This window comes from Klebsiella sp. GN_Kp190 (assembly GCF_040061795.1).
Lineage (GTDB): Bacteria > Pseudomonadota > Gammaproteobacteria > Enterobacterales > Enterobacteriaceae > Klebsiella > Klebsiella michiganensis.
On sequence record NZ_JBEAFN010000070.1, the window covers coordinates 1 to 23,803 of the forward strand.

Consider the following 23,803-nt stretch of genomic DNA (forward strand, 5'->3'; position numbering starts at 1 on the left):
CGCCAGGCCGCACGGATGAATATGAATCTGACGTTGTGGAAGGGAGTGAATAATGATCTCTGTTGATATCCTGATGTCCGCCCGGGCAAGGCAAACCACAAACCCTGACAATAGACATTTCACAGGAGCTGGAGGGGAAGCCGATACTGGCGGAAAGCCAGCGCCATTTCTGGCCAACAGGGCTCTCTGGAAACGGACTTCAGGCGGCGCTGGAGTGAACCAGCTGGCCACCGTTTCAGGGTAGACGAGTTACCCTGGTGGAGTAAGGTGGTGCAGGCTGGTGTGTGATTGCCCGAACGGTTCATCAGCATAATGTAGTGATTAATCGATTGCGTATTTTATGTTTGGCTCGAAATAATCCAGATGTGCGTAAAGTAGCAGACGCTTTCTCTGAACTACAGCTAAACTTAATGCAGGCACAGGCCGCCGATGCGAGGTGGATTATGAATCCGTTTACCTGGCTGTTTATAGCACTGCTTTCCGTCGATGCCGTTAGAGAACTGTTGGGAATGTCGTCGGTACTGGGGATGTGGTGAAGAGCGTGGCCCGTTTCAGGCCACGTTAATCTGCCTTATTTCAGTCGCTTGTGTAAACACGCGCCGGTGAGCAGCGCCGCCAGCAGCATCAGCGCGATAAACCCACCTACGCCGTTCCAGCCGTAGTTATGCCAGAATACGCCGCCTAACGTCCCCGCCATGCTGGAACCCAGATAGTAGCTGAATAAATAGAGCGATGACGCCTGGCCGCGGGCACGACGCGCGCGCGGGCCAATCCAGCTGCTGGCCACCGAGTGGGCCGCGAAGAAACCCGCGGAAAACAGCAGCATACCGATAAAAATCAGCCACAGCGACGAGAACAGGGTCAGCAGCAGGCCACCGAGCATCACCGCAGTCGAGAACAGCAGCACCGGGCCGCGGCCGTAGCGAACTGTCATGGCTCCGGCTTTCGGCGAACTCCAGGTACCGGTCAAATAGGCCACCGATAGCAGGCCAACGACCGCCTGGCTGAGGGACCACGGCGAAAGCATCAGGCGGTAGCCGATATAGTTAAACAGCGTCACGAATGACCCCATTAACAAGAAACCCTCAAGAAACAGCAGCGGCAGCCCGCGATCGCGCCAGTGCAGGCGGAAGTTGATCAGCAGCGATTTTGGCCGCAGCGAGGTTGGACGGAAGTGGCGCGATTCCGGCAGGATGCGCCAGAACATCAGCGCGGCCGCCAGCGCGAAGCCGCTAATGACCGCCAGCGCTATCCGCCAGCCGAAGAAATCGGTAAATACCCCCGTCAGCAGACGGCCGCTCATGCCGCCAATGGAGTTTCCGCTGATATAAAGACCCATTGAGAACGCCACCACGCTGGGGTGAATCTCTTCGCTCAGATAGGTCATGCCGACCGCCGCCACGCCGCTCAGCGACAGGCCGATCAGGGCGCGCATCATCAGGATCCCATGCCAGCTGGACATCATCGTCGACAGCAGTGAGCAGCAGGAGGCTAGCACCAGCGCGGTAACCATCACCTGTTTGCGGCCAATGGCGTCGGACAGCGGACCGGTAAACAGCAGGCCGACCGCCAGCATCGCCGTGGAAATCGACAGCGAGATACTGCTGCTGGCCGGTGAGACGCCGAATTCACTGGAGAGCACCGGGAGGATCGGCTGGACGCAATAAAGCAGCGCGAACGTCGCCAGTCCGGCAGAAAAGAGGGCGAGAGTGACGCGAATAAATTGCGGAGTACCGCGTTTGATAAACTGGTTTGGCTGAGGAGCGATGATGTCGCTGACGTCGTTTGCCGGGGCGGTGTCAACGGTAGTTGTACGACTCACGGAAAAATCCTTGCTGATATACAGAGAGTTAAGTGACCGCAATGGCCACTTATTCAGGGTATGAAAATGTAAATATTCTGTCTAATATATTAATAATCTCAAATAAGACGTTTTAAATATGAATATTGAACTGCGCCATCTGCGCTATTTTATTGCCGTGGCGGAAGAGCTCCATTTTGGCCATGCGGCGGCGCGGTTAAATATCTCTCAGCCGCCGCTTAGCCAGCAGATTCAAATCCTTGAACAGCAAATTGGCGCGCGTCTGTTTGCTCGTACTAATCGCAGCGTCAGCCTGACCGAAGCCGGAAGGCAGTTTCTCGCCGATAGCCGGCAGATCCTCTCGCAGGTCGATGATGCTGCCGCGCGCGCGGCTCGGCTTCACCACGGCGAAACCGGCGAGCTGCGCATTGGATTTACCTCATCGGCCCCCTTTATCAAGGCGGTTTCCGACACGCTGTCGACCTTTCGCCGCCGCTATCCCGATGTACATATTCAGACGCGGGAAACCAACACGCGCGAGCAGATTGTGCCGCTGAACGAGGGCGCGCTGGATCTGGGACTGATGCGTAATACCCAGCTGCCGGATACCCTGGTCTGGGAAAGAGTGCTGCGCGAACCGCTGCTGGCGATGGTGCCCCGCGATCATCCGCTGGCCAGCAAGCCGCGCGTAAGCCTGCGGGAACTGGCGCGGGAGCCGTTCGTGTTTTTCGATCCCCATGTGGGTACCGGGCTGTATGACGACATTCTGGGCTTGATGCGCCGCTACGACCTGACGCCAGCCATCACCCAGGAGGTGGGGGAGGCAATGACGATTATCGGCCTGGTGGCCGCCGGGCTTGGCGTGTCGATTTTACCGGCGTCCTTCAGGCGGGTCCAGCTGTTGGAAATGTGCTGGCTGCCGATCGAAGAGCAGGACGCGGTGTCGGAAATGTGGCTGGTGTGGTCGAAGCATCACGAACAGGGGCAAGCGGCCCGGCGTTTTCGTGAATCGCTGCTTGCCAGCGCCACATGAGACATTTAGGACAAATAACGGCTAAAAATGTGCGGTAAATCACAAGGCTAAGCAAAAATTTGACGAGTACCGTTGAAGTGCTTCACCATAGCCATCAGTTTATTTCGAAGCGCGAAAATAAAGGGAGTCAACGGTGGTAGCGGACAGTCAGCCAGGCCATATCGATCAAATTAAGCAGACCAACGCGGGCGCGGTTTATCGCCTGATTGATCAGCTTGGCCCGGTGTCGCGCATCGACCTCTCGCGCTTCGCGCAGCTGGCCCCTGCCAGCATCACCAAAATCGTCCGCGAAATGCTGGAAGCGCATCTGGTCCAGGAGACGGAAATCCAGGAGCCAGGGAGCCGGGGAAGGCCTGCCGTTGGCTTGATGGTGGAAACCGAAGCCTGGCACTACCTCTCTATCCGCATCAGCCGCGGCGAGATCCACCTCGCGCTACGGGATTTAAGCAGCGCGCTGGTGGTGGAAGAGCAGCTGGAACTGGCGTTACAGCACGTTCAGCCCTTCGCGAGCCGGCTGCTCGATCAGGTTGACCAGTTCTTTATTCGTCACCAAAAGAAGCTGGAGCGTTTAACCGCCATCGCCGTCACCATGCCGGGGATCATCGATACCGAGCACGGTATCATCCACCGGATGCCGTTTTATGAAGACGTTAAGGACATGCCGCTGGGCGAAATCTTAGCCAATCATACCGGCGTATCGGTTTACATTCAGCACGATATCAGCGCCTGGACCATGGCCGAATCGCTGTTTGGCGCCTCCCGGGGAGCGCGAGATGTGATTCAGGTGGTGATCGACCATAACGTTGGCGCGGGCGTGATCACCGACGGTCGTCTGCTGCACGCGGGCAGCAGCAGTCTGGTCGAAATCGGCCACACCCAGGTCGATCCGTATGGTAAACGCTGCTATTGCGGTAACCATGGCTGTCTGGAAACCATTGCCAGCGTGGAGAGCGTGCTGGAACTGGCGCAGATCCGCATGGCGAAGTCGATGAGCTCAATGTTGCATCAGCAGCCGCTGAGCGTTGAATGGCTATGTCAGGCCGCGCTGCAGGGGGATTTACTGGCGCGGGACATTATCAGCGGCGTCGGGAACCACGTTGGACGGATTCTGGCGATTATGGTTAACCTCTTTAACCCGCAGAAAATCCTTATCGGCTCTCCCTTCAATCTCGCCGCGGATATTCTGTTTCCGGCAATATCTGATTGTATTCGACAACAATCGTTACCAGCCTACAGCCGACATATTGCCGTGGAAAGCACCCAGTTTTCTAACCGGGGAACGATGGCTGGCGCGGCCCTGGTAAAGGATGCCCTCTATAACGGATCGCTGCTGATACGACTGTTACAGGGTTAACATTTTTTCATATTCACACCAAAAATTGCGCTATCTCAAGCTGGCTTCCGGCAGCATCGCGTAGACTTTTTCCACAGTTGATTATTTCTCTCCCGTATATTTCATCAACATAACTGTGGGGTTAGTGATGTTTAAGCGTTTCTTCATAACAGGTACTGACACCGCTGTCGGCAAGACGGTGGTTTCCCGTGCGCTGTTGCAGGCACTGGCTGCCAGCGGCAAAAGCGTCGCCGGGTACAAGCCTGTGGCGAAGGGCAGTAAAGAGACGCCGGACGGACTGCGGAACAAAGATGCGCTGGTCTTACAGAGCGTGTCATCGCTGGTGTTACCGTATGAAGCTGTCAATCCCATCGCGTTAAGCGAAGATGAAAGCAGCGTGGCGCACAGTTGCCCGATCAACTACGGACTGCTGTCGGATGGTCTCCAGCGCCTCAGCGGCCAGGTTGAACATGTGGTGGTTGAAGGTACCGGCGGCTGGCGCAGCCTGATGAACGACCTGCGTCCGCTTTCGGAATGGGTGGTGCAGGAACAGCTGCCGGTGTTAATGGTCGTCGGCATTCAGGAAGGCTGTATCAATCATGCTCTGCTGACCGCGCAGGCGATTGCCAACGACGGCCTGCCGCTGATCGGCTGGGTGGCCAACCGGATTAACCCAGGCCTGGCGCATTATGCTGAAATCATCGAGGTGCTGAGCAAAAAGCTGCCGGCGCCGCTGATCGGTGAACTGCCTTACTTACCGCGCGCGGAGCAGCGTGAACTGAGCCAGTATATCGACTTATCGATACTCGGCGAGGTGATGGCGGTAGATAGAATCCCGGCGTAACGTCCGCGACAGCACCGACGCCAGTACGCTGGCAATCAGTAAACCGGGCAGTAAAACGTATTGTCCGGTCATTTCACAAATCATCAGCGTGGACATAATCGGCGCGTGGGTGGTGGCTGCCAGAAACGCCGCCATGCCGGTTAAGCCAACCACTATCGCGATAGCCTGGTAATCAGGTAGCCACAGCCCGGTCAGGCTGGCGAACAGCATGCCGATCCCCAGCCCAACAAACAGCGTTGGGGTAAAAACGCCGCCCGGCGCGCCGGAACCGCTGCTGGCCAGCACGGCGAGCAGCTTGCAGACAAACACCACAATCATGGCGCTGAAGAGCGGCGGCGAAAGAAGATAGCTTTGCACAACGCTATAGCCATTTCCCCAGACGGCCGGCGCGAGCAGCGACAGCAGACCGACGATAAGGCCGCCCAGCGCCAGCTGCCACGGGGGTGACAGGCGAAGCCGGACAAAGCACCGGTGGCTATAGCTCATCAGCCAGATAAACAGCGGCCCGCAAAGCCCGGCCAGCAGAGCCGTCGCCAGCATCAGCGCATAGTGCGTCGCGCTCAGGGTTTCGTGGAATTCAACGTGATACAGCGGAGCCGAATCGCCGTTCAGCAGATTGGTCAGCAGCAGGGCCACCACCGCGGCAATCACCACCGGGCCAAGCGACGCCAGCATCAGAGTGCCGAATAAGATCTCGGCGATAAACAGGCTCCCGGCCAGCGGAGCGTGGTAAGCGCTGGCCATCCCGGCGGCGGCGCCGCAGGCTACCCATAGCTTCCACTCTTCTTTTGGCGTAAAGCGGCGGGCGAACAGCGACGCGGCCAGCGCCGCCAGCAGGATCATCGCCCCCTCGCGACCGATGGCGCTGCCGGTCGTCACCACCAGCAGAGAGGCCAGCGATTTTACCAGGCTGGCTGGCGTATCAAACACACCGTCGCCGGTCTCGAGCGCTTCCATATAGTCGGTTGGCGCACGGGGCCGCGCAAGGGTGCGGCGCTGCCAGAGCCAGAGCAGGGCGCCAGCCGCAAGGCCGCCAAGCGCGGGCGTCAGCAACCGACGCCATGGTGGCAACGACTCGGCGGCGTTCACCAGGCTTCCGCTGTCATTGCTCAGAAACAGGCTTTCCAGACCGGTCATCGCATGGCGAAACAGGGCAACCGCGAGCGCGGCGAGGACGCCGACCAGCATGGCGATAACCATGCGGCGAAACATAACCTGAACATCAGGATAAGCGTGAAGACGATGCATCAGCGAATTCGGTTAACGGGGAATGGGGCTTATTTTTACCGGGAATAAGCATAGACGCAAAAGCGATAAGTGCGAAAGAGACTAAAGGTGACGTTGTCACGAAGTGCGTTATGCCCGGCGGGCGGGCATAACGTCAGGGCATTAGCGGTAGAGCGGCTTATCCGCGACCGCGCAGGGCAGCCGCGCCCGCCATCGCGTCAGCGTTTCTTGCGCCAGCTGACCAAGAGCCTGATAAAAAGGGTTTCCCGCCCCGGCAATAAACACGCTCAGAAAGCGGCCCGACCACGGAAGAAGATGCCAGGCCAGAAGCTGGTTAAATGCCTCATCCTGACCGGATTCACAAAGCCAGGCCGCCAGCAGCATCAGCGTACCGAAGTGGTCTTCCGGTTCAGCGCGTTGCTCAGACAAACCGATGCCGTTAGCCCGCATCCACTCGCGCAGCGCCAGCGTAGAGTCGCCAAACAGCACGCTTTCTTTATCCAGCCAGACGGAGCCCCACGGCGGCGCAGGCAGCGCCCACGGGCCGATGAACAGCCGCTGCCAGGCGTCCGCCAGCGGTTCATCGTCTTCGATAGCGAACTGCTCCGCCAGGCCGTTCGCGACCGGCCAGGGCCACTGGCTTTGCCAGCTGCCGTCGCGCAGGGCGGCAACCAGCGGAGCAGCCTGCTCGCTGCCCGGAGCATAAGAGAACAACGCCCCCAGCGTACGGGCGGTGAGTGCGACGGCATCGCGGTCTTGCGATTGCATCATATCTATTCCTTACTGCAGAGGGTGCCGCGGCACCCCATTCATTAACCGGCAATCGCCGTACCGACGGTCATATGTAGGCCATAAAACAGGCCGCGACCGATAAACTCGCCGAGTAATACCAGTATCAGTCCGAGCAGCAGGCTGGCGACGCGCGGGTTTTTCTTTCTTGCCAGCGGGCAGATCCAGCAGCCAAGGCCCAGCGCCAAAAATGCTAAACGCAGGATTTGTAGCCAGCCGTAGTTTGGCAGCAGGGCGCTGGCCTGCTGCACGGAACTACGGATCTCCGCCAGTTCGCTGTTCTGCAAAATGACCACGGCCAGGCTTGCCAGCAGCGCGAGGACGCTCATCGACGCGAAGACCGTGCCGTTAAAAGGCACGTTGGCTACCCGCAGCAGCAGGGCGGCGAAAAGCGGCCCGCACAGCACCATCGTCAGGAAGAAGGCGGCGGTGGTGTAGGCATTATACCAGGTCGGCACGGTATTAATTTGATAGACCAGGGTCATCTCCAGGACGAACAGGCAGCCGAGCAGCATGGTGAGCAGAAGCCAGGCCTTGGCCAGGATTGCCGGCATTTTGCCGAGAAACGTCAGCAGCCACCAGACTCCTCCGACGGCGAAAAACAGCGCGCCGCTGGCGATTTCATTACTTAACGCCGATGCGCCGACCCGGGTAAGAGAGTTAAATGCCCGCAGCGGCGAGCCGAGGTGGATAATCGACGCCAGAAAGCCAATCCCCATGACCAGCCAGATAAAAAACATGCAGCGCACCAGGCGCTGCCGGGCTTCAGAGTTATTATTCAGCGAAAGCCAGCCGAGCCCGCTGACGATTATCGCCCCTGCAACGCTTTGCCCCAGCACCGTAAACAGCACCAGCGGCCATTCATGCCATCCATTTCCCATTTTACACCTCCTTCGGATTGGCCAGATAGCCGGTGGTATCGCCGCACGGACGCGCGTTGGCGTTCGGTTTGATCGCGATACTCGGCCTGGTGAAGTGCGCGGACGGCAGCGGGGCGACGGCGGCAAGCTGACCGTGCTTTTCGCGCAGTTCTTCGATGGGGCCAAAGTCGAGCGCCCGCAGCGGGCAGGACTCGACGCAAATCGGCTTCTTACCCTCGGCGACCCGGTCATAGCAGCCGTCGCATTTGGTCATATGGCCCTTTGCCGCGTTGTACTGCGGCGCGCCGTACGGGCAGGCCATGTGGCAGTAACGACAGCCGATGCACACCGCTTCGTTCACCACCACAAAGCCGTCATCGCGCTTGTGCATGGCGCCGCTGGGGCACACTTTCGTGCAGGCCGGGTCTTCGCAGTGGTTACAGGCGATGGACAGGTAATAGGCGAAGACGTTTTGCTGCCACACGCCGTTGTCCTCCTGCCAGTCGCCGCCCGCATATTCGTAGATACGGCGAAAGCTCACGTCAGGCGTGAGGTTTTTATAATCCTTGCAGGCCAGCTCGCAGGTTTTACAGCCGGTGCAGCGGGCGGAATCGATAAAAAATCCATACTGAGCGCTCATGGTTTACTCCTTAAACCTTCTCGATTTCGACCAAATTGGTGTGCTGCGGATTGCCTTTAGCCAGCGGCGAAGGGCGGTGCGTCGTCAGCGTATTAATACAGGATCCGCGATCGATACGGTCGCCATTCATGTTGGCGTCATGCCAGGCGCCCTGGCCCATCGCCGACACGCCGGGCATGATGCGCGGGGTCACCTTAGCCGGAATGCGCAGCTCGCCGCGGGCGTTGAATACGCGCACCATATCGCCGTTCTTAATCCCGCGCTTTTCGGCGTCCAGCGGATTTAGCCACACCTCCTGACGACAGGCCGCCTGCAGGACATCCACGTTGCCGTAGCTGGAGTGGGTACGCGCTTTATAGTGGAAGCCGAACATTTGCAGCGGGAATTTCTCGCGCAGAGGATCGTCCCAGCCTTCGAAAGTAGAAGCATATACCGGTAATGGACTGATGGTTTCGTCTTTTTCCAGCTGCCATTTGGCGGCGATATCCGCCAGACGGCTGGAGTAGATCTCGATTTTACCCGACGGGGTTTTTAGCGGATTGGCGACCGGGTCTTTGCGGAAGTCGCGGTAGGCCACAAAGTGACCGTTGGGGTCTTTACGTTTGTAAATTCCCATCTTTTTCAGTTCATCGTAGCTCGGGAGCGCCGGGTCTTTCGCCAGCATCTTCGCGTACAAATGCTGCAGCCACTGCTCCTGGGTACGGCCTTCGGTAAACTTCTGGTGGACATCCTCGCCAAGCCGTTTTGCCACTTCGCTGAGGATCCAGTAGATAGGTTTGCGCTCGAATTTAGCGGAGGTGACCGGCTGAATAAAGATGAGATAGCCCATATTGCCGGCGTAGTCGTTGGGAATAATGTCTTCCTGCTCGACGGTCATCAGATCCGGCAGCAGGATATCGGCGTATTTGGCCGAGGAGGTCATAAAGTTTTCGATAACCACGATCGTCTCGCACTTGCTTTCGTCCTGCAGGATCTCGTGGGTCTTATTGATATCGGAGTGCTGGTTAATGATGGTATTGCCGGCGTAGTTCCAGATGAATTTAATCGGCACGTCCAGCTTCTCTTTCCCACGAACGCCGTCGCGGGTGGCGGTCATCTCCGGGCCGCGGTCGATGGCGTCGGTCCAGCTAAAGCAGGAGATGGCGGTTTTGACCGGGTTGGTCAGTACCGGCAGGCGTTCAATGGTGATGGTATAGGTGGATTCGCGGGCGCCGCTGTTGCCGCCGTTAATGCCGACGTTGCCGGTCAAAATAGGCAGCATGGCGATCGCCCGGGAGGTCAGCTCGCCGTTAGCCTGGCGCTGTGGTCCCCATCCCTGGCAAATGTAAGCCGGCCTGGTGCTGCCGATTTCCCGGGCCAGCTTGATGATGCGGTCGACGGGAATGCCGGTGATCCGCGAGGCCCATTGCGGCGTTTTCGCCACGCCGTCATCGCCCTGTCCAAGAATATACGCTTTGTAATGCCCGTTCTTCGGGGCATCTGCTGGCAGCGTTTTTTCATCGTAGCCGACGCAGTACGTATCGAGGAACGCCTGATCGACCAGATTTTCATTAATCAGCACCCAGGCGATACCTGCCACCAGCGCTGCGTCGGTGCCGGGGCGAATCGGGATCCACTCATCCTCCCGCCCGGCGGCGGTGTCCGTGTAGCGCGGGTCGATAACGATCATCCGCGCACTGGAGCGCTCGCGCGCCTGTTCTAAATAATAAGTGATACCGCCGCCGCTCATGCGGGTTTCCGCCGGGTTATTGCCGAACATCACCACCAGCTTGCTGTTTTCGATATCGGAGGTGCTGTTGCCGTCATTGCTGCCGTAGGTGTAGGGCATGGCGCAGGCAATTTGCGCGGTACTGTAGGTCCCGTACTGGTTTAACGAACCGCCGTAGCAGTTCATCAGGCGCATAACCGGTGAGGCGGTGGGCGACGATCGCGTCATATTGCCGCCGACAATCCCGGAGGAGTAGTTAATATAAACCGCTTCGTTGCCATACTCTTTGACGATGCGTTTGAGATTGTCGGCGATCGTATCCAGCGCCTCCTCCCAGCTAATGCGGACAAACTTGCCTTCGCCGCGTTTGCCGACGCGCTTCATGGGATAGTTAAGGCGGTCGGGATGATTAATGCGGCGGCGGATGGATCGGCCGCGCAGGCAGGCGCGCACCTGGTGATCGCCATAAATATCCGCGCCGGTATTGTCGGTTTCGACCCAGACGACTTCATCGTCACGCACGTGTGAACGCAGGGCGCAGCGGCTGCCGCAGTTGACCGAACAGGCGCCCCAGACGATACGCTCCTCGCCGTGAGCGGCGTCTTGCACCGCGGCAGCGGCGTGACTCAGGCTGAAAGGCAGCGATAAACCGCCGGCGGCGAGAGCCAGCGAGCCAAGGGCAGTTGATTTGATTAGCGTTCGACGGGTAAGGCCGTCGGTATGTTCCTGGTTAGACATTGCTCACTCCATGATTTTGTTATAATGGCGTAATGCCAACGCCTTCGTAAGGTCGGCGTGGAGAGTGAGGAATGATACTTAAAATGGAGTAGAGAGATCTTATCCCTGGTCAACCGAGGGATAAGACTTCTCCAGACATTTGGCGAGGTTACTGCGCACCGCTGTCGCGGGTATAGATGATTTTAAAGGTGTCGTTGGCGCAGTGGCCGACAACCTGTGCGCCGGGCTGATCGGGCTGGTCGTTCGGGACTATCGTCAGGCTGAAGCCCGATTCCGGGACGCCGTTGTTGATGATTTTCTGCTGAATATCGCTTTTTACCCGCTCGCAGGAATCCGGCGCCGCGAAAGCAGTCGTCGAACCCAGCAGCAGAGCCGCACATAGCCAGGGTGATAGTTTCATCATAAACTCCTTATTAACGTTATCCAGACTTAAGCATAGCAGAAGTGGTGTAAACAATTGTATTTGCTAATATGATTGTACTATGCACAAAAGGAATCGCGCGTGAAAAAACGGTTGTTGCTGTTACTGGCTGTCGGGGCGCTTAGCGCCTGCGATGAAAAGGGCGCGCCGCAGGCCTTCACCCCGGAAATGGCCAGCTTTTCTAACGAATTTGAGTTCGATCCGCTGCGCGGGCCGGTGAAAGCGTTTAGCCAGACGCTGTATGACGAACACGATCAGGTGGTGAAGTGGGTTAAAGGGCGTTTATCCAGCGAAGGGTGCTTTGACCTGCTGGCATTTGAGGATCGGGAGAATAAAACCGGCGCGGCGTTGGTGCTGGACGCTAACTACTACCTGGATGCGCAAAGCCACGAAAAGCGCCTGCGTTTACAAGGCAAATGTCAGCTGGCGGAAATGCCCTCGGCGGGGGTCTCCTGGGAAACCGATGATAACGGGTTTGTCGTCACCGCTCGCGGCAAGGAGAGTACAGCGACGTACCGCTACGATAGAGAAGGCTATCCGCTGGGCAAAACCACCATAGCCAAAGGTGAACAATTTACGGTGGCCTCAACGCCGTCATCCGATCCGCGCAAAAAAATGGACTACACCGCAGTGAGCACCTTCAATGACCGCGCGCTGGGCAACGTAAGCCAGACCTGCGATTACGACAGTCACGACAACCCGGTAAGCTGCGAGCTTAAGGTTGTCGACGACAGCGTGCAGCCTGCGTTAACCCGCCACTACACCATCAAAAGCACTATTGACTATTACTGAGCCGTCGGTTTCAGCAGCGTCTGGCCCTGCGGTTTATGCTCGGCCAGATACTGGTGCTGGAACAGGCACATGCGGATGGTATTGCGGTATTCGCCGTTAATAAAGAATTCATGAATCAGCTCGCCTTCCACCATAAATCCGAGCTTGCGGTAGATGTGGATCGCTTTTTCATTTTCTTTATCGACGATGAGGTAGAGCTTATACAGGTTGAGCACCATAAAGCCGTAGTCCATCGCGAGCTTAGCGGCGCGGGTGGCCAGACCTTTTCCCTGATAATCGGGAGAGATAATGATCTGAAACTCGGCGCGGCGGTGCACGTGGTTGATTTCAACCAGCTCAACCAGTCCGGCCTTTTCGCCGTCGCATTCAATGACAAAGCGGCGTTCGCTCTGATCGTGAATGTGTTTGTCGTACAGGTCGGAAAGCTCAACAAAGGCTTCATAGGGCTCTTCAAACCAGTAGCGCATAACGCTGGCGTTGTTGTCGAGCTGGTGGACAAAGCGAAGATCTTCGCGCTCAAGCGGGCGGAGTTTGACGTGATAAGCGTCAGTCATGGGAGTACCTGTGTGTTATAGCGAAGTTTTGGTGATTGTGGCGCCCGTGCGGGCGCCATTCATTACGGGGTAATGGTGCGACCGGTGCGGCGGTCAAGGCAGCGCAGGGTGTTAGGCTCCCAGTACGCGTTGACGTTCGCGCTCTTCTGGCAGTTGTCCTGGGCGTCAAAAGCCACGTCGGCTTTATCCCACTCTTTTTCGGCGCGCTTGTTGACCTTCTGGCGTAAAGTGCGGGTGTCATTCCACTGCTCTTTTTCCATGGCGGCCTGCTGGCGGCTCTGGGCGCTGTCGCCGGATTCGATGACCAGCTTGTCCGTTTTGGCGAATGACGATGCGGTAAAGACCACCGCGCTCAGCGCCAGTAGGGCAGTCAGGCACCAGCGTTTGTTCAGTGTTGTGTTCATCACGATTTCCTTTAAGCGATTCCCTTGGATTGAGTTTACTACATCTCCTTTCGACGGCATACCCGACAAAACAGAGTAAACGACGGCCATTATTGCGTAGAATGCGTTAACGCTTGTTCAACTTACGACGCTTTGCATGTTAAAAACCACGCTGCTTTTCTTTGCTACCGCCCTGTGCGAAATCATTGGCTGCTATTTACCCTGGCTCTGGTTAAAACGCGGGGCGACGCCCTGGCTGCTGATGCCGACGGCCCTGGCGCTGGCGCTTTTTGTCTGGCTTCTGACGCTGCACCCCGAGGCCAGCGGACGGGTTTATGCCGCTTACGGTGGGGTGTACGTGTGTACTGCGCTGCTGTGGCTGCGCTTTATCGATGGTGTCAGACTCAGCCACTATGATTGGGCCGGCGCGCTGGTTGCGCTGTGCGGCATGCTGATTATTGTGGCCGGCTGGGGACGCGCATAGCCTCTTTTACTGAGTGATCCGGGCCAGGTGATGCTGTCCCGGCCCATCTCTTCCTGCCTTCTCGCTCGCTTTCTCTGTTCACGCCGCTTTTATCCCCGATGGGATACTGTGATCTGCCGCGTCTTTTTCGATCATTATACTTGTATGGTAGTAGGTCTGATGGTTTACTTTTACCCACTAACCGCACAGAAGTAAGGAATGAGAAATGAAGATCGTTGCCGCTGAAGTTTTCGTCACCTGTCCGGGGCGCAACTTCGTCACCCTTAAAGTCACCACTGATGACGGGATCGTCGGGTTAGGTGACGCGACGCTAAACGGTCGCGAACTGTCCGTTGCGTCCTATCTGCGGGATCATCTCTGTCCGCAGCTGATTGGCCGCGACGCGCATCGCATCGAAGATATCTGGCAGTTTTTCTACAAGGGCGCCTACTGGCGTCGTGGTCCGGTCACGATGTCGGCGATTTCCGCTATCGATATGGCGCTCTGGGATATCAAGGCGAAAGCCGCAGGCATGCCGCTATACCAGCTGCTGGGCGGGGCTTCGCGCGAAGGAGTGATGGTCTACTGCCACACTACGGGTCACTCCATCGATGAAGTGCTGGATGACTACGCGCGCCACAAAGAGATGGGGTTTAAAGCGATTCGCGTGCAGTGCGGCGTGCCGGGGATGAAAACCACCTACGGGATGGCGAAAGGTAAAGGACAGGCCTACGAGCCGGCAACCAAAGGCCAGTGGCCGGAAGAGCAGCTGTGGTCTACCGAGAAGTATCTCGATTTTACGCCACAGCTGTTTGCTGCGGTACGCGAAAAATTTGGCTTTAACGAGCATCTGCTGCACGACATGCATCATCGCCTGACGCCGATTGAAGCGGCGCGTTTTGGCAAAAGTATTGAAGATTACCGCCTGTTCTGGATGGAGGATCCGACCCCGGCGGAGAATCAGGCGTGTTTCCGTTTAATTCGCCAGCATACCGTCACGCCGATTGCCGTCGGAGAAGTCTTCAACAGCATCTGGGATTGTAAACAGCTGATCGAAGAGCAGCTGATTGACTATATCCGCACCACCATTACCCACGCAGGCGGGATTACGGGGATGCGTCGGATCGCCGATTTTGCCTCGCTTTATCAGGTACGCACCGGTTCACACGGGCCGTCCGATCTTTCTCCGGTCTGCATGGCGGCCGCGCTGCACTTCGACCTGTGGGTGCCGAATTTTGGCGTCCAGGAATATATGGGATATTCCGAACAGATGCTGGAAGTCTTCCCGCACAGCTGGACGTTTGATAACGGCTATATGCATCCGGGTGAAAAACCGGGGCTGGGAATTGAGTTCGATGAAAAACTGGCCGCGAAATACCCCTATGAACCGGCCTATTTGCCTGTAGCGCGTCTGGAAGACGGCACGTTGTGGAACTGGTAAAGAAGGAAGTCAAAATGAAAAGTATCGTGATTCGCCAGCCCAACGAACTGGTGATTGAAGATCGTCCTATCCCGCAGCCTGCCGCGGGCGAAGTGCGGGTAAAAATTAAGCTGGCGGGGATATGCGGTTCCGATAGCCATATTTATCGCGGCCACAATCCGTTTGCCAAATACCCGCGCGTTATTGGCCATGAATTTTTTGGCGTTATCGACGCCATCGGAGAAGGGGTTACCGACAAAGCCATCGGCCAGCGGGTCAGCGTTGATCCGGTCATCAGCTGCGGCCATTGCTATCCTTGCTCGGTGGGCAAACCAAACGTTTGCACCTCTTTGGTGGTGCTCGGCGTGCATCGGGATGGCGGCTTTAGCGAGTACGCGGTGGTGCCGGCGAAAAATGCCTGGCAGGTTCCGGACAACGTGACGGACAGACATGCGGTGATGATTGAGCCTTTCACTATCGCGGCCAACGTTACCGGGCACGTTTCGCCAACCGATCAGGATATCGCGCTGGTCTACGGCGCCGGGCCAATGGGCCTGACGACCATTCAGGTGCTGAAGCGGGTGTATCGCGTTAAGCAGGTTATCGTGGTCGATCGCATTGATGAACGCCTGGAGATGGCCCAGCGTAACGGCGCGGATTGGGTGATTAATAACAGCGTCGTGCCTCTGACGGATACGCTGAAGGCGGAGGGGGTACTACCGACGCTGATTATCGATGCGGCCTGTCATCCCTCGATTCTACAAGAGGCGGTCACCCTGGCTTCTCCGGCGGCGAGAATTGTTTTGATGGGATTCTCGACGGAGCCTTCGCAGGTTGCACAGCAGGGTATTACTGGCAAAGAGCTCTCTATTTTCTCGTCGCGTCTTAACGCCAATAAATTCCCGGTGGTCATAAAGTGGCTGGAACAAGGCTTAATTAACCCGGAGGAGCTGATTACTCATCAATTTGCTTATCAACATGTTATCGATGCACTGGAGCTTTTTGAAAATGACAGGAAACGTTGCTGTAAGGTTTTATTAACCTTCAGCCAATAACAACAGGTGCGGACTCTGTATTCTACAATTAGAGATAATCATTATGACTACCGTAAAAAATGAGAGAACCACTTCCGATCTCATTCGTGCAGCCGTATCTGGTTGGTTAGGCACGGCACTGGAGTTTATGGATTTCCAACTCTATTCCCTTGGCGCAGCGCTGGTATTCCATGAGATTTTTTTCCCGGAGCAATCCGCCGCCATGGCGCTGATTCTGGCAATGGGAACCTACGGTGCGGGCTATATTGCGCGGATCGTCGGCGCCTTTATTTTTGGTAAAATGGGCGACAGTATCGGGCGCAAGAAGGTTCTGTTTATTACCATCACCATGATGGGGATCTGTACCACGCTTATTGGCGTGCTGCCAACCTATGCCCAGGTCGGTATTTTAGCGCCGGTGTTGCTTGTGACTTTACGTATTATTCAGGGGTTGGGCGCCGGGGCTGAAATATCAGGTGCGGGTACCATGCTGGCGGAATATGCGCCGAAAGGTAAGCGTGGAATTATTTCTTCGCTGGTGGCTATGGGCACCAACTGCGGCACGTTAAGCGCCACGGCTATCTGGGCGGTGATGTTCTTCGTGCTGGACCGTGAACAGCTCGTCGCGTGGGGATGGCGAGTGCCGTTCCTGGCAAGCGTAGTGGTGATGATCTTTGCCATCTGGCTGCGTCTCAATCTGAAAGAGAGCCCGGTTTTTGAGAAAGTGAGCGAAGACAGCGTCCTGCAGAAAGAGATAGCAACCCAGGAAGGTACCTTTAGCGCCATGCTGAAAAGTAAGTCCTTCTGGCTGGCGACGGGTCTGCGCTTCGGACAGGCGGGAAATTCAGGATTGTTGCAAACTTTCCTCGCGGGCTATCTGGTACAAACATTACTGTTTGATAAAGCTATCCCTACCGATGCGTTAATGATTAGCTCTGTTATCGGCTTTATTACCATCCCATTTCTTGGGTGGCTGTCAGATAAAGTGGGGCGTCGCTTACCCTATATTATCATTAATATTTCAGCCATTATTCTGGCGTACCCCATGCTGTCGATTATTGTGGATAAGAGCTATAGCGCGAGCACCATCATGGCGTCACTGATCGTCATTCATAATATCGCGGTATTGGGTCTGTTTGCGCTGGAAAACATCACCATGGCGGAAATGTTCGGTTCACGTAATCGCTTTACCCGCATGGCAATTTCAAAAGAGGCGGGGGGATTAGTCGCCGTAGGCTTTGGCCCGGTGCTGGCCGGTATTTTCTGCAATATGACCGGTTCCTGGATGCCCATTGTTGTGATGCTGGTGTGCTACTCCATCATTGGCTTAATTTCCGCCATTCTGATGCCTGAAGTGCGCGACCGCGATCTGAGCTTGCTGAATGACGCCGCAGACTGCGCGCCGCAGAATAAAGCGGTGGGTAACGGGCAATATATTTAAAAAACACAAACTCCGCACCGAATGATGATCGCCGTAAATAACATTATGCCGGGCCATTAGCCCGGCATTTTCACTCTTTTATACTCAGAAATACCGAAAGTATAACTCGCCCGTCTTCTTGTATGGTAGTTGATAAAAGTCAAAGATATCATACCAATTGCATGAGATGGTTTATTTCACCAGCCGGTTCCCACTTACCGTGGGGATCCAGAAATCATAAGTATGAGAGCCACCATGGAACATATGCTATTAACAGCGAACGCCACGCTGCCAGCTTACGATCGCAACCGTCTTATTCCGCGCATCGTTCATTTGGGCTTTGGCGCATTTCATCGCGCTCACCAGGCGGTATATGCCGATATTCTGGCGACAGAACACGGCAGCGACTGGGGCTATACAGAAGTGAACCTGATCGGTGGCGAGCAGCAAATCGCCGATCTGCAACAGCAGGATTTACTTTACACCGTCGCCGAAATGTCGGCGGATGCCTGGACCGCCCGCATTGTTGGCGTGGTCAAAGAGGCGATGCATGCCCAGGTCGATGGTCTGGAAAGCGTGCTGGCAAAAATGTGCGAGCCTCAGGTCGCTATTGTGTCATTGACCATTACCGAAAAAGGCTACTGCCACTCGCCGGCCAGCGGTGAACTGCAGTTAGATCACCCGTTGATTGTTGCCGATTTGCAAAACCCTCATCAACCGAAATCCGCGCCGGGCGTGGTGGTAGAAGCGCTGGCACGCCGCAAGGCGGCAGGTCTGCCGGCTTTCAGCGTGATGTCCTGCGACAATATGCCGGAAAACGGTCACGTCATGCGTAATGTCGTCTGCGCCTATGCCCGCGCCGTCGATGCCGAATTAGCCGAGTGGATTGCGCGCAGTGTCACTTTCCCTTCTACCATGGTTGACCGCATCGTACCGGCGGTGACGGCCGAAACGCTGGAGAAAATTGAACAGCTCACCGGCGTTCGCGACCCGGCCGGCGTCGCCTGCGAACCGTTTCGTCAGTGGGTCATTGAAGACAACTTTGTCGCCGGTCGTCCGCAGTGGGAAAAAGCCGGCGCTGAGCTGGTGTCGGACGTGCTGCCCTTTGAAGAGATGAAGCTGCGCATGCTGAACGGCAGCCACTCGTTTCTTGCCTGGCTGGGCTATCTGGCGGGATACCAGCATATTAATGACTGTATGCAGGACGAAAACTACCGTCGCGCCGCGCGTGCGCTGATGCTGGAGGAGCAGGCGCCGACGCTGAACGTACAGGGTGTGGATCTGGCACGCTATGCCGGTCTGCTGATCGAGCGCTATAGCAACCCGGCGCTGAAGCACCGCACCTGGCAGATAGCGATGGACGGCAGTCAGAAACTACCGCAGCGGATGCTGGATTCGATTCGCTGGCACCTGGCGCATGGCGGCGACTTTACGCTGTTGGCAATGGGCGTCGCGGCCTGGATGCGCTATGTCAGCGGGGTGGATGACCAGGGGCAGGCGATTGAAATCTCCGATCCTTTACTGCCGGTAATTGCGCAAACCGTACAGAATAGCGCAGACGGCGAAGAACGCGTGCGCGCGCTGCTGGGTATTGAGGCTATTTTCGGTGCCAGCCTGCCCCAGGAGAGCCGTTTCGTGAACGCGGTGGTTCGCGCTTATTTATCCCTGCAGCAGCACGGCGCAAAAGCGACCGTAGCGGCCTGGGCTCAGGCAAACTAATTTATTTCACCCGCGTGCCGCCGGTCCCGGCGGCATTGCCCTCATGCTTTATCCCTGAACGCTTTTCCCGCCAGAAATATATTTCCCGTCAGGCGCAATCTTTGATCCAGATCGTTGAATATACATAACTTTATCTAACAACAGTTAAGTATAAATAACTGATGTTTATTTTAATGAATTAAATATTTATCTGGGTGATTATTCATTCTCCTGGTGAAGTAAATATGGCATGATGAGTTAACTTACTAAGTTTCCTCAGAAAAAAGGAGAACGGACTATGTACAAAAAAATTTTGCTGCCCGTAGACGTTTTTGAAATGGATTTAAGTGACAAAGCGGTTCGCCATGCTGAGTTTTTAGCATCAGCGGATGAAGGGGAGATTACGCTGCTCAACGTTCTGCCGAACAGCAGCAGCTCAATTTTACGCGGTTTTGCGGCCGATATACGTAAGTTTGAGGCCTATATGCGTGAGGAATCTGAGAAAAAGATGAAGACGATATCCCGTCTGTTCTCCATTCCCGCCGAGCGGATTCATTCAAGAGTGGTCTTTGGCAACGTGCGCGATGAAATTCTGGCGGTGAGCGGCAATGAGGATTTTGACGTTATCGTTATTGGTTCCCGCAAGCCGGGTATATCCACTCATCTTCTTGGTTCAAACGCTGAGTCGATTTTACGTCACGCTAAAATACCGGTTCTGGTTGTCAGGTAAGTCAATTTCTCGCGGCAGATAACCTGTTCTGCCGCAACTCGTTTTATTCCTCGCTGAACCAGTCGCTGTTTTCCTGACGAACAAGCAGCACGGACTCGCTAATTTCTTGCAGATGCAGGCGCATGGCTTTTTCAACCGCATCCGGATTGCGGGCGACCAGCGGCTGGAAAATATCATAGTGCTGACGCAGCATCATATCGGGTGGGGTCACATGATCGAGGCTCATATAGCGCACCCGGTCAATGGTGGCTTTAATATTCTCGACGGTATCCCAGGCGAGCTGGCAGTCGGCGATTTGCGAGAGCTTCTGGTGAAATTCGTCATCCAGCTGGAAAAAATCCGTTAACTGCTGCCGCTCCACCGCCGTACGCTGCTGATTGAGATTTTGCTCAAGCTGGTAGAGCTGTTCATCATTCACCATTCCGGCGGCGCGTCGCACCACGGCGCATTCGATGGCCTGGCGGACAAAACAGCCGTTACGCACCTGCGAGAGCGAGATTTTATTCACATAGCTGCCGCGCTGCGGACGGATCTGAATTAAGCCATTTTCAGCCAGTTTGATAAAAGCTTCGCGTACAGGTTGCCGGGAAACGTCAAAGCGCACGGAGACTTCTTTTTCCGAAAGAGGGGTGCCTGGCGGGATCAGACAATGGACGATATCCCGACGCAGGATACGATAAATTTGCTGATTAACGGGCTGTGTCGGATTCAGTTGTGCTTCTGCGGCCATGGATGATTACTTTTATATGAGGTATTTGCGCTATTTTACGCGTTTTTTGTCTTCCAGCCCAGACCCGGCCCGCGGGCCGGGTTACAGAGCTTAGCCCTGGCGGTGCACGTTCAGTCCGGCAAAACTTTGGCTGACCGGCATGATTTCCAGGGTATTAATGTTGACGTGTTTTGGCAGGGTTGCGACCCACCAGACCGCTTCGGTGACGTCTTCCGGAGTCAGAGCCTGGGTATTTTCGTAAGCTTTCTCGGCTTTAGCGTCATCACCTTTAAAGCGCACGTTAGAGAATTCGGTGCCACCGACCAGACCGGGCTCAATATCGGTCACGCGAAGGGCGGTACCGTGAAGATCGGTACGAAGATTGAGGCTGAACTGACGCACAAACGCTTTGGTCGCGCCGTAGACGTTACCGCCAGCATAAGGCCAGGCGCCGGCGACCGAACCGATATTGATTACGTGGCCGCGATTACGCTCAACCATTCCCGGCAGAACGGCGCGGGTCATATACACCAGCCCTTTGTTATTGGTGTCAATCATGTCTTCCCAGTCTTCAATGTTGGCTTTATGCGCGGGCTCCAGTCCCAGCGCCAGCCCGGCATTATTGACGAGAACATCAATCGCCTGCCAGTCTGCCGGCAGTCCGGCAATCAGCTCTTCAATGGCTGCACGGTTGCGCACGTCCAGCTGGGCGGTATAAAGGTTCTCGCCCAGCTCATCTTTAAGCGTTTTCAGGCGTTCTTCGCGACGCCCGGTGGCAATCACTTTGTGACCGTTAGCGATAAAACGGCGAGTTATGCTTTCACCAAAACCCGCTGTTGCTCCGGTAACCAGGATAATCATCTTACTGTTCCTCAACGATTTTTGTGTCTTCATACCATAGCACGCGATCCCGGCGACGGGTAATGGAAATCACCAGACCTCCCCGCCGAACGCGGCGGTGAACAGAGTAATCATTGCGGTCAATCAATGAGTTGCCTAATCTTACAGAATAATCGTGTTCAGGAGATGAAGATGTCGGAGAACAATCCTTTTTTTAGCGTCAGTCTGCTGCCTTATCAGGCGCCGCGTTTCGATTTGATTGACGTGAGTCATTACCGTCCGGCCTTCGACGAGGGCGTTCGTCGCCAGCGCGCAGAGATTGCCGCTATCGCGAATAACCCGCAGCCGGCTGATTTTGCCAACACGCTGGAAGCCCTGGAACAGAGCGGCCAGCTGCTGGCTCGGGTAACCAACGTCTTCTTCGCTATGGCGGGCGCGGAGACCAATCCGGCCATTCAGGCGCTTGATGAGCAGTTTTCCTCTGAGCTGGCGGAACTGGCGAATGATATCTGGCTCAACGATGCCCTTTTTCAACGCGTGAAGCAGGTGTGGGAGCGGCGAGAGTCGCTCTCCCTTGACGCCGAATCCCGACGTCTGCTGGAGGTGACCTGGCAACGCTTTACCCTTGCGGGAGCCACGCTTGCGGACGATCAAAAAGCGGCGCTTCGCGCGCTGAATACCGAGGCGGCAGCGCTGCAAAGCCAGTTTCAGCAGCGCCTGCTGGCGGCGGTAAAATCTGGTGGTCTGGTGGTGGATTACGCTCATCAGCTCGCAGGGCTTAGCGACGATGAGATAAGCGCAGCGGCAGAAGCCGCGCAGGAGAAGGGATTAGGTGGTCGCTGGCTGCTGCCTTTACTCAATACGACCCAGCAGCCCGCGCTGCTTTCGCTGCAGGACCGGCAGACGCGAGAGAATTTGTTTGCAGCAGGCTGGACGCGAAATCAGAAGGGCGATGCGAATGACACTCGCGAGCTGGTACTGCGGCTAGCGGAGCTCCGCGCGCGCAAAGCGCAGCTGCTGGGCGCTGATGACTTCGCCAGCTGGTCAATGGCCGATCAGATGGCGGGCGATCCGGCAGAGGCGTTTGCCTTTATGCGGCGAATCGCTCCGGCGGCGAAGGCGCGGGCCGAGCAGGAGCTGGCGGATATTCAGCAAGTTATTGATAATGAAGGCGGTGATTTCCGCGCGGCGGCGTGGGACTGGCTCTATTACGCCGAGCAGGTGCGCAGGGCGAAATTTGCCATCGATGAAGCGCAGCTCAAGCCCTATTTTGCCCTCGACCGCGTCCTGCGCGACGGCGTGTTCTGGACGGCGACACAGCTGTTCGGTATTCGCTTTGTCGAGCGATTCGATATTCCGGTTTATCATCCGGACGTGCAGGTATGGGAAATTATCGACGCTAACGGAGAGGGCATTGCGCTGTTCTACGGCGACTACTTCTCGCGGGACAGCAAAAGCGGCGGGGCGTGGATGGGCGTATTTGTTGAACAATCCACCCTGCGTGCGCAGCATCCGGTAATTTATAACGTCTGTAACTACCAGAAACCCAAGGCCGGACATAGCGCGCTGCTTTCCTGGGATGAGGTCATCACCTTATTTCACGAATTTGGGCATACCCTGCACGGCCTGTTTGCCAGCCAGAAGTATGCCAGCCTGTCGGGAACCAATACGCCGCGCGATTTTGTTGAGTTTCCTTCACAGATTTATGAACACTGGGCCAGCGAGCCGCAGGTATTTGCCCACTATGCGCGGCATCATCAAACCGGGGAAATCATGCCGGCCGCGCTGCGCGACAGCATGTTCCGCGCGGCGAAGTTTAATAAAGGCTACGACATGAGCGAACTGCTCGCAGCGGCGCTGCTGGATATGCACTGGCATAGCGTGAGGGAGGATAAACTCCCGGATGATGTCGATGCGTTTGAAGCCGCGTCCCTGCGTGCGGAGAATATGGATCTGGCCGCCGTGCCGCCGCGCTATCGCAGCAGCTACTTTTCGCATATTTTCGGCGGCGGTTACGCCGCGGGCTATTATGCTTATCTGTGGACGCAGATGCTGGCGGACGACGGCTACCAGTGGTTCGTTGAGCAGGGTGGTTTAACTCGTGAAAACGGCCAGCGCTTCCGCGAAGCGATTTTGTCTCGCGGCAATAGTACTGATTTAGCAGAACTTTATCGCCAGTGGCGCGGACACGATCCGCAGATTGAGCCGATGCTGGAAAACCGCGGGCTGAGTTAGTCGAGCGTTTTGACGAGCAGAAGAAGACCGGGCGCAGCAGCGCCCGGTTTTTATCCAATTTTTTCTTCCCCAAAATCCCTGCAAAACTTTTCCCCAAAATAAATCTTTAAATTTTGCTAAATTTGCATGGG

General features: G+C 56.2%; 23 protein-coding genes. 12 read left to right on the top strand and 11 right to left on the bottom strand.

The annotated features are described in order from the left end of the window. Positions 1-443 precede the first annotated feature (443 nt). The gene (locus tag ABLU67_RS25475) at positions 444-536 is read left to right on the top strand and encodes a hypothetical protein (RefSeq protein ID WP_004851273.1); all 93 of its coding nucleotides are present in this window, start codon (positions 444-446) and stop codon (positions 534-536) included. A gap of 35 nt (positions 537-571) precedes the next feature. Here ABLU67_RS25475 and ABLU67_RS25480 read toward each other — a convergent pair whose 3' ends face one another. Then, complete coding sequence (locus tag ABLU67_RS25480; protein ID WP_014229535.1) at positions 572-1,822, bottom strand: MFS transporter; 1,251 nt, start codon at positions 1,820-1,822, stop codon at positions 572-574. A gap of 118 nt (positions 1,823-1,940) precedes the next feature. On the opposite strand from ABLU67_RS25480, the gene ABLU67_RS25485 reads away from it, so the two are divergent. The 3 genes from ABLU67_RS25485 to bioD all read left to right on the top strand — a co-directional run bounded on the left by ABLU67_RS25485 (position 1,941) and on the right by bioD (position 5,011). Beyond that, positions 1,941-2,834, top strand: coding sequence for a LysR family transcriptional regulator (locus ABLU67_RS25485; RefSeq protein ID WP_025105786.1), 894 nt, complete (start codon positions 1,941-1,943; stop codon positions 2,832-2,834). 133 nt (positions 2,835-2,967) lie between these two features. After that, positions 2,968-4,188: a sugar metabolism global transcriptional regulator Mlc gene (gene mlc, locus ABLU67_RS25490; RefSeq protein ID WP_014229533.1), complete on the top strand. Its 1,221-nt coding sequence runs from the start codon at positions 2,968-2,970 to the stop codon at positions 4,186-4,188. A 127-nt stretch (positions 4,189-4,315) separates the two neighbouring features. Continuing rightward, the gene (bioD, locus tag ABLU67_RS25495) at positions 4,316-5,011 is read left to right on the top strand and encodes a dethiobiotin synthase (protein WP_004851267.1); all 696 of its coding nucleotides are present in this window, start codon (positions 4,316-4,318) and stop codon (positions 5,009-5,011) included. Here the strand turns inward: bioD and clcB are convergent. The 6 genes from clcB to ABLU67_RS25525 form a co-directional block, all read right to left on the bottom strand. Beyond that, positions 4,964-6,259 (bottom strand): voltage-gated ClC-type chloride channel ClcB, encoded by a 1,296-nt coding sequence (gene clcB, locus ABLU67_RS25500; protein ID WP_064357329.1) that lies wholly within the window; start codon positions 6,257-6,259, stop codon positions 4,964-4,966. The genes bioD and clcB overlap by 48 nt on opposite strands. Positions 6,260-6,400: 141 nt before the next feature. Next, complete coding sequence (gene dmsD, locus ABLU67_RS25505; RefSeq protein ID WP_064357331.1) at positions 6,401-7,009, bottom strand: Tat proofreading chaperone DmsD; 609 nt, start codon at positions 7,007-7,009, stop codon at positions 6,401-6,403. A 41-nt stretch (positions 7,010-7,050) separates the two neighbouring features. Continuing rightward, a complete protein-coding gene (locus ABLU67_RS25510) occupies positions 7,051-7,908 on the bottom strand; it encodes a DmsC/YnfH family molybdoenzyme membrane anchor subunit (protein ID WP_064357332.1) in 858 nt (285 codons plus the stop codon). Between the two features lies 1 nt (position 7,909). Further along, entirely contained in the window at positions 7,910-8,527 is a 618-nt protein-coding gene (locus ABLU67_RS25515) for a DMSO/selenate family reductase complex B subunit (RefSeq protein WP_014229529.1), read from the bottom strand. A 10-nt stretch (positions 8,528-8,537) separates the two neighbouring features. Then, positions 8,538-10,973, bottom strand: a complete 2,436-nt coding sequence (gene ynfE, locus ABLU67_RS25520; RefSeq protein WP_064357334.1) for a selenate/tellurate reductase subunit YnfE — start codon at positions 10,971-10,973, stop codon at positions 8,538-8,540. A 148-nt stretch (positions 10,974-11,121) separates the two neighbouring features. Beyond that, positions 11,122-11,373 carry a DUF1161 domain-containing protein gene (locus ABLU67_RS25525; protein ID WP_064357336.1) on the bottom strand — a complete coding sequence of 84 codons (252 nt, stop codon included), beginning with the start codon at positions 11,371-11,373 and terminating at the stop codon, positions 11,122-11,124. A gap of 102 nt (positions 11,374-11,475) precedes the next feature. On the opposite strand from ABLU67_RS25525, the gene ABLU67_RS25530 reads away from it, so the two are divergent. Then, the gene (locus ABLU67_RS25530; RefSeq protein ID WP_014229527.1) at positions 11,476-12,186 is read left to right on the top strand and encodes a YnfC family lipoprotein; all 711 of its coding nucleotides are present in this window, start codon (positions 11,476-11,478) and stop codon (positions 12,184-12,186) included. Here the strand turns inward: ABLU67_RS25530 and speG are convergent. Together speG and ABLU67_RS25540 are read right to left on the bottom strand one after the other, a co-directional pair. Continuing rightward, on the bottom strand, positions 12,180-12,740 hold the full coding sequence (gene speG / locus ABLU67_RS25535; protein ID WP_004102449.1) for a spermidine N1-acetyltransferase: 561 nt from the start codon (positions 12,738-12,740) through the stop codon (positions 12,180-12,182). The two genes, ABLU67_RS25530 and speG, sit on opposite strands and share 7 nt — an antisense overlap. Before the next feature lie 62 nt (positions 12,741-12,802). Next, positions 12,803-13,144 carry a DUF1283 family protein gene (locus tag ABLU67_RS25540; RefSeq protein WP_004851259.1) on the bottom strand — a complete coding sequence of 114 codons (342 nt, stop codon included), beginning with the start codon at positions 13,142-13,144 and terminating at the stop codon, positions 12,803-12,805. A 136-nt stretch (positions 13,145-13,280) separates the two neighbouring features. On the opposite strand from ABLU67_RS25540, the gene ABLU67_RS25545 reads away from it, so the two are divergent. The 6 genes from ABLU67_RS25545 (at position 13,281) to ABLU67_RS25570 (ending at position 19,888) form a co-directional block, all read left to right on the top strand. Then, complete coding sequence (locus ABLU67_RS25545; RefSeq protein ID WP_014229526.1) at positions 13,281-13,607, top strand: YnfA family protein; 327 nt, start codon at positions 13,281-13,283, stop codon at positions 13,605-13,607. Between the two features lie 205 nt (positions 13,608-13,812). After that, on the top strand, positions 13,813-15,027 hold the full coding sequence (rspA, locus tag ABLU67_RS25550) for a starvation-sensing protein RspA (protein WP_004851257.1): 1,215 nt from the start codon (positions 13,813-13,815) through the stop codon (positions 15,025-15,027). A 14-nt stretch (positions 15,028-15,041) separates the two neighbouring features. Further along, positions 15,042-16,061, top strand: a complete 1,020-nt coding sequence (locus ABLU67_RS25555; protein ID WP_038424569.1) for a Zn-dependent oxidoreductase — start codon at positions 15,042-15,044, stop codon at positions 16,059-16,061. Between the two features lie 43 nt (positions 16,062-16,104). After that, positions 16,105-17,481 carry an MFS transporter gene (locus ABLU67_RS25560; protein WP_029946863.1) on the top strand — a complete coding sequence of 459 codons (1,377 nt, stop codon included), beginning with the start codon at positions 16,105-16,107 and terminating at the stop codon, positions 17,479-17,481. 234 nt (positions 17,482-17,715) lie between these two features. Beyond that, entirely contained in the window at positions 17,716-19,179 is a 1,464-nt protein-coding gene (locus ABLU67_RS25565) for a mannitol dehydrogenase family protein (protein ID WP_004851251.1), read from the top strand. 277 nt (positions 19,180-19,456) lie between these two features. Beyond that, a complete protein-coding gene (locus ABLU67_RS25570) occupies positions 19,457-19,888 on the top strand; it encodes a universal stress protein (RefSeq protein WP_025105778.1) in 432 nt (143 codons plus the stop codon). A gap of 43 nt (positions 19,889-19,931) precedes the next feature. On the opposite strand, the gene ABLU67_RS25575 is transcribed toward ABLU67_RS25570, so the two are convergent. Beyond that, the gene (locus ABLU67_RS25575; protein ID WP_004851246.1) at positions 19,932-20,618 is read right to left on the bottom strand and encodes a GntR family transcriptional regulator; all 687 of its coding nucleotides are present in this window, start codon (positions 20,616-20,618) and stop codon (positions 19,932-19,934) included. A 90-nt stretch (positions 20,619-20,708) separates the two neighbouring features. Further along, entirely contained in the window at positions 20,709-21,458 is a 750-nt protein-coding gene (gene ydfG / locus ABLU67_RS25580) for a bifunctional NADP-dependent 3-hydroxy acid dehydrogenase/3-hydroxypropionate dehydrogenase YdfG (RefSeq protein WP_004851244.1), read from the bottom strand. Positions 21,459-21,629: 171 nt separating this feature from the next. Between ydfG and dcp the strand changes: the two genes are divergently transcribed. Next, positions 21,630-23,672, top strand: a complete 2,043-nt coding sequence (dcp, locus tag ABLU67_RS25585) for a peptidyl-dipeptidase Dcp (protein WP_348852585.1) — start codon at positions 21,630-21,632, stop codon at positions 23,670-23,672. The last annotated feature ends 131 nt before the right edge of the window (positions 23,673-23,803 follow it).